We start from the raw sequence: 14312 nt of genomic DNA on the forward strand, positions 1-14312 counted from the left end.
GGGCCCCGCGCGTCGCGTCCATGCGACGAACGGGGTTGCTACTTCATCGTCACCAGCTGCCTGACGACGCCATCCAGGCCGCCGAACACGGTCAACCGGTCGATCTTCTCGGTCACCTTCTCCAGGGCTTCCAGCTCCTTGAGGCGCATCAGGACCGGGCTTTCGTCGATCAGCTTCGCGGTGTTGAGCAGCGAGCGGGTGGCGTTGGCCTCCTCGCGGCGGCGGATCACGTTGGCCTGCGCCAGCTTCTCCGCCTGCACGACCCCGTTGAGGATCTCGCGCATCTCGCCCGGCAGGATCACGTCCTTGACGCCGACACCCAGCACCTCGATGCCCAGCGCCTCCACGCGACCGCGCACGTAGGCGAAGATCTCCGCGTCCAGCGTGGCCTTGTCGCCCAGCAGCTCGTCGAGCGTGCGGGCGGCGACAGCCTTGCGCAAACCGTACTGCAGTTCGCGGTAGACGTAGTCGCCGTACTTGGCTACCTGCGTGCGCGCGGCGACCGGGTCGGTCACGCGCACGGACGCGGCCAGGTTCACGCGCAGGCTCACCTTGTCGCGGGTCAACAGTTCCTGGCCGGAGACCTCCATCGACTGCACGCGCAGCTCGATGGTCTCCACCGCCACGTTCTTCCGGAAGTTCCAGAAGGCGTAGCTGCCGGCGCCGAGCACCTCAACCAGCATGTTGTCGACGAACACCAGGCCCGCCGAATCCGCCGGCACTTCCAGCACCACGGCCACGCGGGCCAGCGCGCCGAGCTGGCGCAGGCGACGCGCGACCTCCGGCGTTACCCGCAGACCTTCCGCGAGCGACACCGTCTCGACGTCGACCTGCACCAGGCCGCGCCAGTACAGCTGGCGCACGCCCGGGGCCAGCACGTCCTCGAGGCGGCCGTTCTTCGACACCAGGCCCACCTCGTCCATGCCGATGTCGGCGAGCACGAAGGTCTCGCCCAGCCGCGCGCCGAGCGCGGCGATCAGCGCGTCTACATCGTTGCCGGCGTACTCCGGCTTGCGGATGTCGTGCACGACCACCTCCAGCTTGTCACGCCACGCGAACAGGCGGTACACGCCCGGCGCGAGCACGCGTTCGAAACGGCGGTTGCGATACACCAGGCCGCGCTCGGCATCGCCGATCACGACCCGTCGGGTCCAGAACATCATGGGCTCTCTCCTTGTGAATGGCTCTGGTGATCGGCTCGCGATGTGCGGGGAGCCGGTTGCCGCGTATTGCCGACGGCGGGATGCCGCAGGCGAAGAAGGTGGAAACGTCCCTGACGGAGCGCGCGCGGGCGGCCGGTGCTGGCTTGGGCGTCCTCCGCGAATCGACGGTTGCGTCCGTCCCGGCGCGCGACCGCTCTTCCGCGTTGCCTGCCACCGCCAGGACGCGGTGCCGGAGCGCTCCCCGTTGCGTGGCCGGCGGTCGTCGCGATGGACTGCGATGCCTGCGAACCTGCGCACGGGACGTTCCCGGTTCGGGCTTGCGCCCTGTTGTGCTGATGACAATCAGCGATCGTTGGAGCGGGATTCGAACCCGCGACACATGGATTACAAGTCCATTGCTCTACCCGTCTGAGCTATCCAGAGGTCAACGTGCGGGACTCGAACCCGCAACCGACAGCCCATGGCTGTTGCTCTCCCTTTGAGCCAACGTTGTCGCAGTCGGACCTCGCCGGCATCGGCATACGCCACGGCAGTGCCGCGCGCACCGGGCGGGGACCAAACCCGCACCGCTGTTGCCGGTGGATTCCGACTGCGTATTGCCGCTTTTCCGGCGGCAATGCATGGCGTCGCATCGCGCCGCGGCCTGCACCGAGGCACCCAGGCGCCGCGCCGTGTGCGGGTGTGAGTCCGCACCGTCGCGTCTCCGCGTCCCTTGCCACGGGCCAGCATGCCCGGACACCTCGGGATCGCGCGATGCACGCGTGTTCGAAAAGTCCTTTGCGAACGCCAGAACGAAAAATGCCCCCGGCATGGAATCCGAGGGCATTCGCCGTGCCTCGGAAGATCGGGGCGACCGATCTCCCGTAGAGGAGCCGGTCAGGTCAGAGTGACGCCTTCATACGCGAACCACGCGCGCAGGCCCGCATCGCGCTTGCGCAGCGACGCTATGGGGCGGTTGGCGATGTGGTTTCGGAGAGTCATGGTCGAAGGTCGATTGAAGCGTTGAATTGGATCGCGTGGATCCCGAAGGGTGCGCACCCTACTCGCGTCGCTGGACGCGCGCAAGCATTTTCTTCAAGGATCGACGAACGGTCGGTTTGCATCGTCGGGCGGGTGGTCCGCGTAGTCTGGCCCGCGTCCCGGCGAGATCACCGGATGGACAATGACTCCGCGACGTTCTGCCCTCGACGCGCTGCGGAGACATCCCTGGCGCCACTCACCCCGCCAACAGCTGCCGGGACAGCTGACCGGCCCGGCCCCTGGCCGGCATGTCACGAAGGATCATGCGGATGGCGTCGGGCAACGCATGACCGTGGACCAGCGCGAGTTCCAGCAGGATCTCCAGCAGCAGTGCGAGATCGCGCTGCGGCTCCGCCGGGGATGCCACCGCCATCTCGCACAGCAGCCGGAACAGCAGTGGATGCGTGGCGGGATCGATCCGCAGCGCCGCCCGGAAGCTGCGCGCGTAACGCGACGCCTTGACCAGCGGCGTCGCCGAGAGCGCGCGCAGCTGCGTGGCCAGCGCGTCGGGGTCGATGCGCCCCTCGCGCCATGTCGCGACCAGCGCGTCGACCGCCAGCGCCTGCTGGCCGGGCTCCTTTGCCGCCAGTCCAAGCGCCAGCAACAGGACGGCCATGGGCCCCATCGCGACGGCCGGGTCGAGCAGGCGCTCGAGATACGCCTTGTCCGCCCATTGCGCCTGCCACCAGTCGAGGTTGTTGCCGATCGTCCGCACGCCGTCGGCGAAGTACGCTTCCTGGCACGCAGGCAGCAGTGCGGCGGACATCCTGACCAGGGATTCCTCGCGACCGCCGAACCCGGGATGGTGGAGCGCTCGCCAGCGCGTCTCCCCCGGCATTGCGACGTGGTGGCGATGGACGGCCAGCAACTCCCAGGTTGCAGGACGCGGCGCGGGCGCAGTCTCCAGGATGATCGCGGCATGCCGGTACGTCTTGCCAAAGGCCTCGGAGGTCCAGGTGTCGACGCGCCAGCGGTAGCGGGCGGCCAGAGGACCATCCGGCCCGATGTCGCCCAGCATCGCAAGCAGCGTCCGATCATCCGCGCCGGGACAGCGGATGCGCGCGGCAGCAGCGAACAGCGCGGCGTGATCGGCGTCGGGCGCGAGGTCATCGCCCAGCCCATAGCGCAGTGCCCGCGCAAACGGTGTGTCGGGAAGCGCCCTTGCGGCCTCCACGAGGTCCGGCTCGCCCGTTGGCGCGAGGCGCAGCAATGCACGGACCTGCTCGTCCAACTCGACATCGACGCCGGCACGGTGGTACTGGAGGGCACGTGCGATCAGCGCGCGGGCTGCGATGAACCCGCCGCGATGGGTCGCCGCGGACAAGGGTGGCAGACCCGGTCCCCGCTTGGCGAGGCGGCGCCATGCCTCGGTGCGGGCTGCCAGGCATTGCTGGCTCGGGCTGGCCGCGCCGTGCTCGTCGCGCGCCGGCTGCATCGCGGGGAACGCGCCTGTCGTCAGCGCGGTAACGAGTCGCGCCAGCTCCCGGGCCACCGGACCCCGCACGCGCGGGCCGCGCTTGATCACCGGACCCAGCCGTTCGAGATGCAGCGCATCCAGCGGAGCCGCCTGGACCAGGGCGGCTGCGGCCATCTCGAAGGCGTCGATGTCGGCGTCGTTCTCGAACACGTGTGCGATGAGGGCGACCAGTGCATCCGGATCGGCAGGCGGTTCCAGCCGACGCGCATCCTCCACCGGGCTGACCGGACCCGGGCCACGTGTCGCGTCGGCACCGGCCGCCACCTCCGCTTCCTCCGGCGGCACATCGCCGGCTCCCGACAGTGCGCGGAACGCGGCTCGATGCACCGCTGCGATCCCGTCGGCATAGGGCGACAGCCGTTCGACCAGCTGTGCGCCGCCGCGCCAGCGCGCCAGGCGCTGCAGGACCTGGCCCTGCACGTCGGCGGAGTCATGCACCAGTGCAGCCACGATCACATCCACGGCCTCGACCCCCAGCGCAGGACTCCGCTGCACGCAGCCGTCGATCAGCTTGAGCGCGGCCAGCACCTTCCCTTTCGCGCTGGCGTGCATCACCGGGCGCAGGGCATCGAGCAGGGCGGCATCATCGATGACCTGCAGCGGCTCCAGGCGCTTCAGCACGGCCAGCGCCAGCGTGACCGTCGGTGGGATCCGGCTGTGGCACAGCGCGAGGTAGCGCGGCGCACGGCCCGCCAGCAGGGCGGAATCGGGCTCCAGTTCCGCATGGAAGCGCGAGAACCAGCCCGTGCGGAACTGCGGCCAGTCGCGCTCGAGCGCGTCGAGCGTGCGATCGAGCAGGAATGCCTTGCTGTAGACGCCTTCGCCACACAGGCGTCGCAGCGTCGCGGACCAGTTCGCGTGGCCGCCGGTGTACTTGTCCACCGCGGCCAGGTTAAACTCGCTGCTGCCCTCGACCGCCATGATCCCCGGCAGCACATCGCGCAGGCCCGCGTCCGCCGCCCAGAGTTCCGCGAAACGCCCGGTATACGCAAGGCTGATCAGCCCGGTGAAATAGTCGTCGCTGTCCGGCCGGGTCACCAGGCCGGCGACGATCAAATCCTGCACGGTCTCGACCAGGCGCGGGTTCTGCGCCAGCAATGCATCTGCAAGTCCGTGCAGCGAGTCGGGGCGGAATTCGCCGCACAGTGCAACGAGCTCCTTCGACCAGCCGAAGCGCGATGCGACGTCCTGCGCCGTGCCGCACGCCACCAGCACGGCGACGCCCGCACTGTTCTGCGCGTCCGAAGGTGGCATTCCCCATCCGCCCCGGGCCGGGTCGTCGATCTTCCAGCGCGCCTCGTCCAGCAGCTTGGCCATGCGGCGAGCGCTGGCGCGGTGGCGCGCGCGTTCTTCGCGTGGAAGTGCGCGCAGAAGGGCGAGCGTCTGCGCAACGTCGCCCGCGTGTACCGCCTGTTCGAGAGGGGTGGCGGGCGAGAAGATGGTGGCCATCCTGGCGTAGCCTCAAGGCTGTTCAGTGGGTGGCGGCGCGCGCGGCCGACGCGGCGAGGACATGCTTGCATGGTCCACGCTGGCCCTGGTGGCGGGCGAACCACGGGCACGTGCAGTGCAGCTCGCCGTCCACCTCGCGCACCCGGTGCACGGTGCCGCCGCTGACAACGCTGGCTTCGAACGGCAGCGGCGAGACCACCGCCACCGCGCCCGCGTCGAGCAGCCGTCGCGCATCCGCCAGGCGCGGATGCATGTCCTCCATCGCCGACAGGTCGAATGGCAGCACGCGATGGAAGTAGCACTGCGCGCCGACATCGAAGCCGACCAGGCCGCTGGCGCCGAGGATGCGCAGCGCGCCCAGCACGCTCGCAGCATCGGTGTCGAGTTCCGCGGCAAGCGCTTCGGGGTCGATCGCGGACTGCCAGTGGAGCGCGGCGCGTACCCGCGCCAGCACGGCGCCTCCCCCGACCGCGGCTCGCATCAGTGACGCCAGCGCTTGGCCTTCGCCGGAGAACCCGCGCCAGGTTTCGCTGCTGATCACGAGACTGGCGCGGACGGCGCCGAAGTCGAGCAGCCAGGTGCTGGCCTGCTGCATCGGGTCGGCGTGCACGTGCAGCGCCTGCGCCCGGGGCAACAGCGGCTCGAGCACGCGCAGGCGCGATGCCCCGGTCAGGCGCACCGCGCCTTCCGATGGCCGGGTGGAACCGACCAGGCCGCGGGCGCCGCGCGCGATCCACAGCGGCGTCCGGCTGGTGCCGGCTTTCGGCAGCGTCCGCAGCAGGCGCTGCACCTCCACGGACGTGGCGCTGAAGCAGGGCCGCATGCAGGCCTGGTAGGACTGCACCTCGACCATGCCGCGCAACCAGCGCATGGGCAGCGCCACCTTGCGCTCGACCACCTCGGTCCCCGCCGAGCGCAGCTTCACCGTATCGTGTCCCACCGCCAGCTGCAGCCCGGTATCGTCGTTGACGCGGGCCAGGGCGGCGCGCATCGGCGCGTTGAAATCGACGTTCGTCGTGCCTTTTCCGACCGTCGTCCCCTCGTAAGCGGCGGGAAGCAGGTCGACCCTCAGGTAGGTGCTGCAGCAGGAGGAAAACCCTTCGAAGCGCAGCATCCCCCCGCCGCTGGTGACCACCGGGTCGGCCAGGGCGATGGCGCGGGCGACGGTGTTGGGCGGCGTGTGGAAGCGGCTGCCGACCAGCAGGTGGACCGCCGTCAGAAGCTGGGCGACCAGGCGCGGCTCGCGAATGTTGCCTTCGAAGAAGTGCGGCTGGAGTCCATCAGGGGCGCTGCTGGTTTCCAGCGAGAGCCGGGGCACGGCGCCGTCGCGCAGGGCGGACGGCTGTGCGTAACGATACGTGTGCAGGAAACTGCTCAGACCGACCTCCCCGGTGGTGATGCTGCAGCGTGTAAGCGTCCGGCAGGACGCGCCATGGTAGCGGGGCGCCCGGTGGCGGCATCTTCCGCGCCTGATGCGTTTGCGCCGGGGCGGATCGCACGAAGGCGCAGTACATGGGTTTGCCCCAGATGCGGGACTGGCCCGGAGGGGGCATGCGGACGCCCTCGTTCCGGCAACGCTCAACCGAATGGTTGACAATCCGGGAAGGGGGCCGCAACACTCAACCCCATGGTTGAACAACACCTCGACAGTACCTTTACCGCACTGGCCAACCCCACCCGCCGCGGGATGCTGGCCGACCTGATGCTGGGCGAGAAATCCATCGGCGAACTGGCCGCGCCGCACCGGATGAGCTTCGCGGGCGCCTCCAAGCATGTCGCCGTGCTGGCGCAAGCGGGGCTGATCGAACGCTACAAGGTGGGGCGGCAGCAGCTGTGCCGGATCCGGCCGGAAAGGCTGAAGGACGCCAGCGACTGGCTGGGCCAGTGGCAGCGGCTGTGGACCACCCGCCTCGACCCCCTGGAGCGCGCATTGAAGGACGACGCCGCGCCACGTGCGCGCGCTTCCGCCAAACCCCGCAACGAGGACACCCATGACTGACACCCGGCATACCGACCAGGCCACCACGGCCATGCTGCGTTTCGAGCGGCTGCTGGACGCGCCCGCCGACAGGGTCTGGCAATACCTGGTGGACCCCGAGCTGCGCGCGCGCTGGTTCATGGCCGGACTCACCGACGCCAGGGTCGGCGGCAGCCTCGGCCTGACCATGGACCACGACCGGCTCTCCGACCGCGACGTGCCCACGCCGGAACGCTACCGCCCCTACATCGGCCACAGCTGGAGCGAACGCATCACCCGCTGCGAACCGCCCCACGTGCTTGCCTTCACCTGGGAGAACGGCGACGCAGGCGAAGTCACCATCGAACTCGCCGACGCCGGCAACGACACCACGCGCCTGGTACTGACCCACACCGGCCTGCGCGGTCGCAGCGACGCGCTGAACTTCGGCGGCGGCTGGCATTCGCACCTGGCCGTGCTGGAGCGACGCATCCGCGGCGAAGGCGTGGAGGATTTCTGGGCGCTGCATGCCAAGGCGGAGGCGCGGATGGGGGAGATGCTGGCCGAGGGCGGCGACAGCGGCTGAGGTGCACGCCGTTGGACGCCCCTTCTTGCGTGCATCTGTTGCGTGCATCGCGCGCCAGCGCAGCAGACGAGAGTGGCCGCCACACCGCCAGGAGAACGGAGGGTCAAGTCTCGATCAGCTCCCGGGCGCCGGTGCTGACAGCTTTGTGCCGAATTTGTCCCTGGCACATCTCCCCTCCCTCTCTCCTCTCAGGGCTGTAGCAGGCCAGGCCCAGGTACTTCATGAGGGGATCTCCAGCGTGGTGTTGTATCTACGGCGAGGAGGATTGGCAGATGTCGACATGGCCCCGCACTTGCCTATCGAACCCGAAAGTCCGGTTGCCCGCTGGGGTTACGCTTGATCTTGGTGATGTTGGCGCTGGCTGGTTAATTGTCCCTGACACCTTTTTCTCTTTTTCTTTCGATCCGCCCCCCCGGTGCGCCAAGCTGTACGCGCATCGGCCGTCGACACCCCACAAGAAGAGAGCGCCCTTGTCGGGGCGCTCCGTGGGTGCAGCTGTTCGGGATCTGGGGGACGCGGTCAGGGTTGCGTCGGATCTCCGTTGCGGGCCTTGTCCTGCTTCCGCGCCATCCAGGCGTCGTGCTCGCTGCGGGATATCGTGCCGTCGCCCCCGGTGTGCTGGTCAGCCGGTCTCCGATGCGGTGCCTGGCCGGCGTCTTCCGTTACGCCTGTCCCGACCAGACTCGGATCCGATCGTAAAGAAACGCGCAGCTGATCTTCTTTGAAATCATTGATTGAAAATGAATTGACTCGGGTTTGGGCGATCTATATCGTACTGAAATCGTAAAGAAACAACGTACCGCATGCCACGACCGCCGTCCGCGACACCGGCCGACCTGCTGGGCCTGCTCGCCAGCGGCGAACCGGTGCGCGCCTCGCACCTCCTGCAGGAACTGGGGATCAGCCGCCCGGTGCTGGGACGGCTGGTGCGGGAGGCGGGCAACCAGGTCCTGCGGGTCGGTCGCGCGCGCGCCACGGCCTATGTCGCCCGCGCCGGCACCGATGCCGGCAGCGCCTGGCCGCTGTGGCGCATGCGGCCCGACGCCACGCTGGAGGAACTGGGCACGCTCCACCTTCTGCGCGGCGGACGGTTCCTGTTCGAATCGACGGGCGAGCGGCCCAACCTCACGCGGCCGGTCGATGAAGTGCCCGGCCACTTTCCGGGCCTGCCGTGGTTCATGGACGACCTGCGGCCACAGGGCTTCCTCGGCCGCAGCCTCGCGCATCGAAACGGTACCGGGCTCGGCGTTCCGACAGACCTCAACCGTTGGCAACTGCGCGACACCCTGCTGGCCATCACCCGCACCGGCGGGACCGCCATCGGAGATCTGCTGCTGGGCGGCCACGCCGTCGAGCGCGCGCTGGCGGAACTGGACGCGCCGCCCGATGCAGTCGAGGCGTCCGGGCGGCACGCGCGATATTCGGAATGGGCGGATGCCGCCCTGGCAGGCGAGGAGATCGGCTCATCGCCCGGCGGCGAACAACCCAAGTTCACCAGCACGGTCCACACACCCGGCGGCCGCTACGCCGCGTTGGTCAAGTTCGCCGTGGACGACAGCGGCCAGGCCGCGGCCCGTTGGGCGGAACTGCTGGCCTGCGAACAGTTGGCGCTCTCCTGCCTGCGCGAAGCCGGCCTGCCCGCCGCCGAGGCCGAACTTGTCGAGGCCGATCGTCACCTGTGCCTGGAAGTGCGCCGCTTCGACCGCACGCCGGACCGCATCGGCCGTCTCGGCTTCGTCTCGTTGCTGGCGCTGGATGCGGCTTTCGCCGGTACCGGCGGCCACGACTGGGGACTGGCGGGCGAACGCCTGGCGACGGCAGGCTTGATCGACCCGGACACAGCCGCCCGGATGGCCCTGCTGCACTGGTTCGGCCGCTTCATCGGCAACAGCGACATGCACGCCGGCAACCTCGGCTTTCATCTCGTCGACGCCGGCCCGCTCGCGCTCGCCCCCGCCTACGACATGCTGCCAATGTCTCTGGCGCCATCGCGCACCGGGGCCGTGCGTCCGGCCGCGCCGCTGGGCCTCCACCCGCCCGACCGCGCAGGACAGAGCCGCCATGTCGCGCTCGCCGCCGAAACGGCCATCCGGTTCTGGGAGCAGGTGGCCGGATCGCCCCGCATCCACTCCGAGATGCGGCAGGTAGCGATACGCAACCGCGAGGTGGTGGCGCGCTTCGCGCGTACATTCGCAGTTTGATGGCGCAACGCGGCGAGCCCGGTTGTGGGCCTGTCTGTTGTTGGCTCGTGTTGGCTGCGAGGTGACTGCCGTATCCGGGCCCCGGATCAGTCGTCACGATTCACCAGGAAAGACGGGCCGTCACCCGCGCCTCGTCTGCGTCGAGCGAGAACTCCCACCCGTTGCGCTCGCACAGGCGCTGCACGATGCCGAGGCCCAGGCCATAGCCGTTGGACGCCGGGGCGCCGTCCGGGCTGGGCCGGCCGGCGTCGTCGCCGCTGCGCCGGTTGGTGACCAGCAGGTCGCGCGCGCGGATGCGCACGGTGATCGGCCCCTGGCCGGCGGGCGTGTGCTCGAATGCGTTGCGCACCAGGTTGGTGACCGCGATCAGGAACGCCTGCGGGTGCCCCTGGACGACGGGCGTGGCGTGGCTTTCGACATGCACGTCGACGTCGACGCCCTTGCCGCCCAGCAGGTAGCGCTGCTGCTCGATCGCCCGTTCCACCAGCGGCGCCACCAGGAAGCGTTCGCCGTACTGGCCGCCGTCGGCTTCGCGCGCGATGCACAGGAACATCTCGATCGTGGACTTCATCTCGGCCGTCGCGCGCCGGATGCGGTCCAGCGCCTTGACGTCTTCGGCCGACAGGTCACCCTGCTCCAGCAGTTCGATCGCGCCGGTGATCACGGTGATCGGCGTGCGCAGCTCGTGGCTGGCCGAGCCGGTGAAGTCGCGCTCGCGCACCACGAACGCGCTGATGCGCTCGAGCGTCTTCTCGATGGTGCCGGCGAGCAGGCCCACCTCGTCGCGTCCGAAGCGGCTGGCCTCGATGAGTTCGTGGTCCCGGGCCGAGAGGTGTTCCAGGTCGATGCCGGCGACCACGTCGGCCAGCTGCACCACCGGCGCGATCGCCCGGCGCATCACCAGCACCCCGAGCCCGAAGCCCAAGGCGCCGAGCACGACCACGACGCCGGTGATGACGAGCAGCCACCACCAGTCCTCGGACGAGGCCGCCTCGATCCCGGCGACATCGAACACCACGAAGGCGCGCCCCTGTGCGTTGTCGGCGGGGACGACCGCCACGTGCAGCTCCTCGGCGACGAACTCGTAGGTGCCCGCCTCTGGCCCTGCTGCCGCCCATTCCCGCAGTGGTTCGGGAAGGCTGCCGGCGTCGTCGTATCCGCGCAGGCTCAGCGACAGGTCGGGGTAGCGCTCGGCGGCGTGCTGCAGCTGGTTGGCCAGCACGCGGTCCTCGCTGAAGCGGATGGCGCCGTAGAACGCGAATCCCCAGGCTACGCTGAGTCCGACGACACACAGCGCGAACGCGTACTCGACCCGTTTGCGCAGGCTGTGCTGCCGCACTATTCGGCGTCCTGCGCGATCCGGTACCCGATCCGGTGCACCGTGTGGATCAGCGGCTGGTCGAAGGGCCGGTCGATCGCCTGCCGCAGCTTGTACATGTGCGAGCGCAGCGCATCGCCGTCCGGCCGCTCATCGGCCCACAGCAGCGTCTCCAGGTCTTCGCGGCTCACCACGGACGGGGACTCTTCCATCAGCCGACGCAGCAGCTTGATGCCGGCGGGGTTGATCTCGACGCGCCGCCCCGCCCGATGCACCTGCAGCGTGGACCGGTTCAACGTCAGGTCGGCCACGGCGAGAAGCTTGTCCGGATTGCGGTGCGTCCGCTTGTACAGCGCGCGGATGCGTGCATGCAGCTCCTGCAGTGCGAACGGCTTGACCAGGTAGTCGTCGGCGCCGGCGTCGAAGCCCTTGAGCCGGTCGTCGAGCGTGTCCCGGGCCGTCAGCATGAGCACGGGCGTCTCGATCCCGGCCTCGTTGCGCAGCCTCTCGCAGAAGGTGAGGCCATCCATCCGCGGCATCATCAGGTCCAGCACGATGACGTCGAACGGATGGGTCAGCGCCAGGTTCATTGCGGTCACGCCGTCGTGGGCGAAATCCAGGACATAGCCGAGCTTCTCGAGGTACGCGGCGATGTTCGCGCAGATGTCGCGGTTGTCCTCGACGATCAGCGCCCTGATGGGCGTCGCATCAGGAACGCGTGGCATCTGCCGCCTCCCGTCTACCAGGCGTAGTCTAGCCGAAGCCCGATCAGCGGTTCGGCCTCGCTCTCGTCCGCCACGTTGACGCCCCTGCGGTAGTCGAACTCGGTGTCGTCGGTCGACGAGGCCGAGGTGAGGTTGATGACGTCGAGGAAGGCGGTGACGTCGATGGGGCCGAAGGCGCGCCGGTAGTCGACGCGGGCGTTGAGCACGCCGTAACCGTCCCTGCGGCCGACGCCTCGCTCGACCGTCTCGCGCGAGTAGCGCAGGGGCTGTCCGGGGCCCAGCACGTCTTCATGGATGAGGTAGGCATCCTCCGGCCTGCCGGACAGGTACTTGTAGCGGGCGGCCACCTTCCAACGGTCGGTAATTTCCCAGGTCACGCCGAGGGTGGCCACGTGCTCGCGGCTGAACTCGTCGGCAACCACGCCGCGGCCGTCCTTGCGGTCGATCTCGGCATCGTTCCAGGAGTAGGTCGCGGTGGCGTAGAGGCCTTCGCGGATCGTGCCCTTGAGCACGACGTCGACACCCTTGGAGGTGCCGTCGCCGATGTTGGCGAACGTACCGCTCGCGCGATCCTGGTCGACCACCAGGTTGTCGAGGTCCTGGTGATAGGCCTCCGTCAGCACCGACCAGCGGGTGTTGAAGAAATACTCGACACCGACGCTCGTATGCGTGATCTCCTCGTTCTCCAGCGTGTTGGCCGCGTTGGCCGCGAGGTCCAGGAACCTCGGCGACTGGTGGAACAGGCCGGCCGTCGCGAAGTACCTGACGCGTTTGGCCGGCCGCCAGTTGGCCCGGATCCTGGGCGAGACGAGGCTTTCGTCGGTGAGGTCGTCGCGCTCCAGCCGCACGCCGGTGCGGATGTCCCACGCGCCGAACTTGAAGGCCTGGTCCACGTAGCCGGCATAGTTGGTGGCCGTACGGCTCAGGGCGGAGTCGATGTTCTCCGGCGTCAGCACGATGTAGCGCTGGCCGGGGTCCGGCCTGAAATCGTCGCTGTCGTAGACGTAGCGGATCCAGTCGCCGTCCAGCACGGTGCTGTAGTCCAGCTCGACCCGCGTCGCCTGGATGCCCGCACTGAACGTGCCCCAGCGGTTCACCGTGTCGAAGTCGCTGCGCCAGCCGAGTTCGGTCTCGTCCTCGGTCACGGTGATGATGTCTTCGCGCACCGGGAAATCCGAGGCGGCCGAGCCGGGCGGCACGAGATCGGGGAATGCTTCGCCCTCCGAACTGACCTTGTGGCTGGCGCGGCGGTAGATCCGGTTGGTCCAGACGGCGTTGTCGCCGATCAACGATCGCAGGGTCAGTCCGTACAGGTCGCTGTCCTGCTCGAAGTCGAGCAGCGCCGCATCCTCGAAGTTGGGCGACTCGAAGACGTGGGTCACGTCGCGCGTGTAAGTCTCGCGCGTGTCGATCAGCAGCACTTCGAGCGTGTTGGACGGGCTGATCGGCACGACCGATTTGACGATGACGTCGCGCAGCACGGGGTTGCCGATGTCCAGTTCCTCGATCGTTTCGAACAGGGAACCGAAATCCAGCCGGCGCGCGGACACCAGCAGGGTGGCGTCTTTCGTGATGCCGGCGGGGCCGTCGTAGCCGACTTCGAAACCTGCGAGGTCGTAGCGCAGGCTGGCCGACGGGCTCGGATTGCCGCCGGCCACTTCGAGCTTGAGCAGCGAAGCGGCCCGGCCACCGTACGCGGGACCCCAGCCGCCCGGCGAGAACTCGGCGCCGCTGATGACGTCCGGGGCGAAGATCGAGAAGCGGCCGCCGCCGCCGACATCCTCGTCCTCGCCCAGTGTCGCGTCGAAATGCACCGCCTTGTCGAAAGGAAACTCGTCGACGAAGACCAGGTTGTCGCGCGGCCCGCGGCCGCGCACGCTGAAGCTTGCGAACTCGCTCGCCGATGCCAGCCCAGGCAGGCCGTCGAGCGACAGCAGCGGATCGGCGCCACCGCCGACGGCGTCGCGCAACGCGTCCCGGTCGAGCCAGATGCTGGACGGCGATGCGAGCGCATCGATCGGTCGTGCCTGCACCACCACTTCCTCCAGCAGCGGAACGGCCAGTTGGAACTCGAGCTGCGAGTTCTTGCGCGTGACCACGCGGATGCTCGGCTCGGAGACCGGCGCGAACCCGGCCTTGGCGATGTCGACCGTGTACAGGCCCGGATCGAGCTGGTCGACCACGATGCGGCCCTGCGCGTCGGTGTCCAGCGTGCGCGCGGAGGCGGTGTCCCGTTCCGTGATCGTGACCCGCGCGTTCGGGAGCGGGCGGGCGGTGGTCTGGTCCCTGACGACGATGGTCAGCGCGCCGGGTGCCTCCTGCGCGTGCGCCAACAGTGGAAGGCCGATCAACTGCGCCGAAAGTGCCAGCGCCAACGTCCGACGCGCGAGCCTGCTCATATCGTCCTGCCCCCGGG

General features: G+C 69.0%; 9 protein-coding genes and 2 tRNA genes. 3 read left to right on the plus strand and 8 right to left on the minus strand.

From position 1 onward, the window contains the following. Positions 1-38: 38 nt before the first annotated feature. The 5 genes from Q0863_RS09965 to Q0863_RS09985 all read right to left on the minus strand — a co-directional run bounded on the left by Q0863_RS09965 (position 39) and on the right by Q0863_RS09985 (position 6427). A complete protein-coding gene (locus Q0863_RS09965) occupies positions 39-1160 on the minus strand; it encodes a slipin family protein (RefSeq protein WP_298577808.1) in 1122 nt (373 codons plus the stop codon). Between the two features lie 355 nt (positions 1161-1515). After that, positions 1516-1583 (minus strand) — tRNA-Thr (locus tag Q0863_RS09970). Between the two features lie 3 nt (positions 1584-1586). Beyond that, positions 1587-1656 (minus strand) — tRNA-His (locus Q0863_RS09975). 723 nt (positions 1657-2379) lie between these two features. Beyond that, entirely contained in the window at positions 2380-5109 is a 2730-nt protein-coding gene (locus tag Q0863_RS09980) for a DUF6493 family protein (RefSeq protein WP_298577699.1), read from the minus strand. Positions 5110-5131: 22 nt separating this feature from the next. Continuing rightward, entirely contained in the window at positions 5132-6427 is a 1296-nt protein-coding gene (locus Q0863_RS09985; protein WP_298577700.1) for an SWIM zinc finger family protein, read from the minus strand. A gap of 309 nt (positions 6428-6736) precedes the next feature. Between Q0863_RS09985 and Q0863_RS09990 the strand changes: the two genes are divergently transcribed. The 3 genes from Q0863_RS09990 to yjjJ all read left to right on the plus strand — a co-directional run bounded on the left by Q0863_RS09990 (position 6737) and on the right by yjjJ (position 9853). Next, on the plus strand, positions 6737-7108 hold the full coding sequence (locus Q0863_RS09990) for a metalloregulator ArsR/SmtB family transcription factor (RefSeq protein WP_298577701.1): 372 nt from the start codon (positions 6737-6739) through the stop codon (positions 7106-7108). Next, on the plus strand, positions 7101-7652 hold the full coding sequence (locus tag Q0863_RS09995) for an SRPBCC family protein (RefSeq protein WP_298577702.1): 552 nt from the start codon (positions 7101-7103) through the stop codon (positions 7650-7652). The genes Q0863_RS09990 and Q0863_RS09995 overlap by 8 nt, the downstream gene beginning before the upstream one ends. Before the next feature lie 803 nt (positions 7653-8455). Then, entirely contained in the window at positions 8456-9853 is a 1398-nt protein-coding gene (gene yjjJ / locus Q0863_RS10000; RefSeq protein ID WP_298577703.1) for a type II toxin-antitoxin system HipA family toxin YjjJ, read from the plus strand. Between the two features lie 100 nt (positions 9854-9953). Here yjjJ and Q0863_RS10005 read toward each other — a convergent pair whose 3' ends face one another. From Q0863_RS10005 to Q0863_RS10015, 3 genes are read right to left on the minus strand one after another with little or no spacing between them, the layout of a single operon-like run. Continuing rightward, the gene (locus Q0863_RS10005) at positions 9954-11192 is read right to left on the minus strand and encodes a HAMP domain-containing sensor histidine kinase (protein WP_298577704.1); all 1239 of its coding nucleotides are present in this window, start codon (positions 11190-11192) and stop codon (positions 9954-9956) included. Next, positions 11192-11869 carry a response regulator transcription factor gene (locus tag Q0863_RS10010; protein ID WP_298577809.1) on the minus strand — a complete coding sequence of 226 codons (678 nt, stop codon included), beginning with the start codon at positions 11867-11869 and terminating at the stop codon, positions 11192-11194. Before Q0863_RS10010 ends, Q0863_RS10005 begins: the two co-directional genes overlap by 1 nt. A 41-nt stretch (positions 11870-11910) precedes the next feature. After that, a complete protein-coding gene (locus Q0863_RS10015) occupies positions 11911-14295 on the minus strand; it encodes a TonB-dependent receptor (RefSeq protein WP_298577705.1) in 2385 nt (794 codons plus the stop codon). Between the last annotated feature and the right edge of the window lie 17 nt (positions 14296-14312).

Origin of the sequence: uncultured Luteimonas sp., from assembly GCF_947492465.1 — a bacterium.
GTDB lineage: Bacteria > Pseudomonadota > Gammaproteobacteria > Xanthomonadales > Xanthomonadaceae > Luteimonas.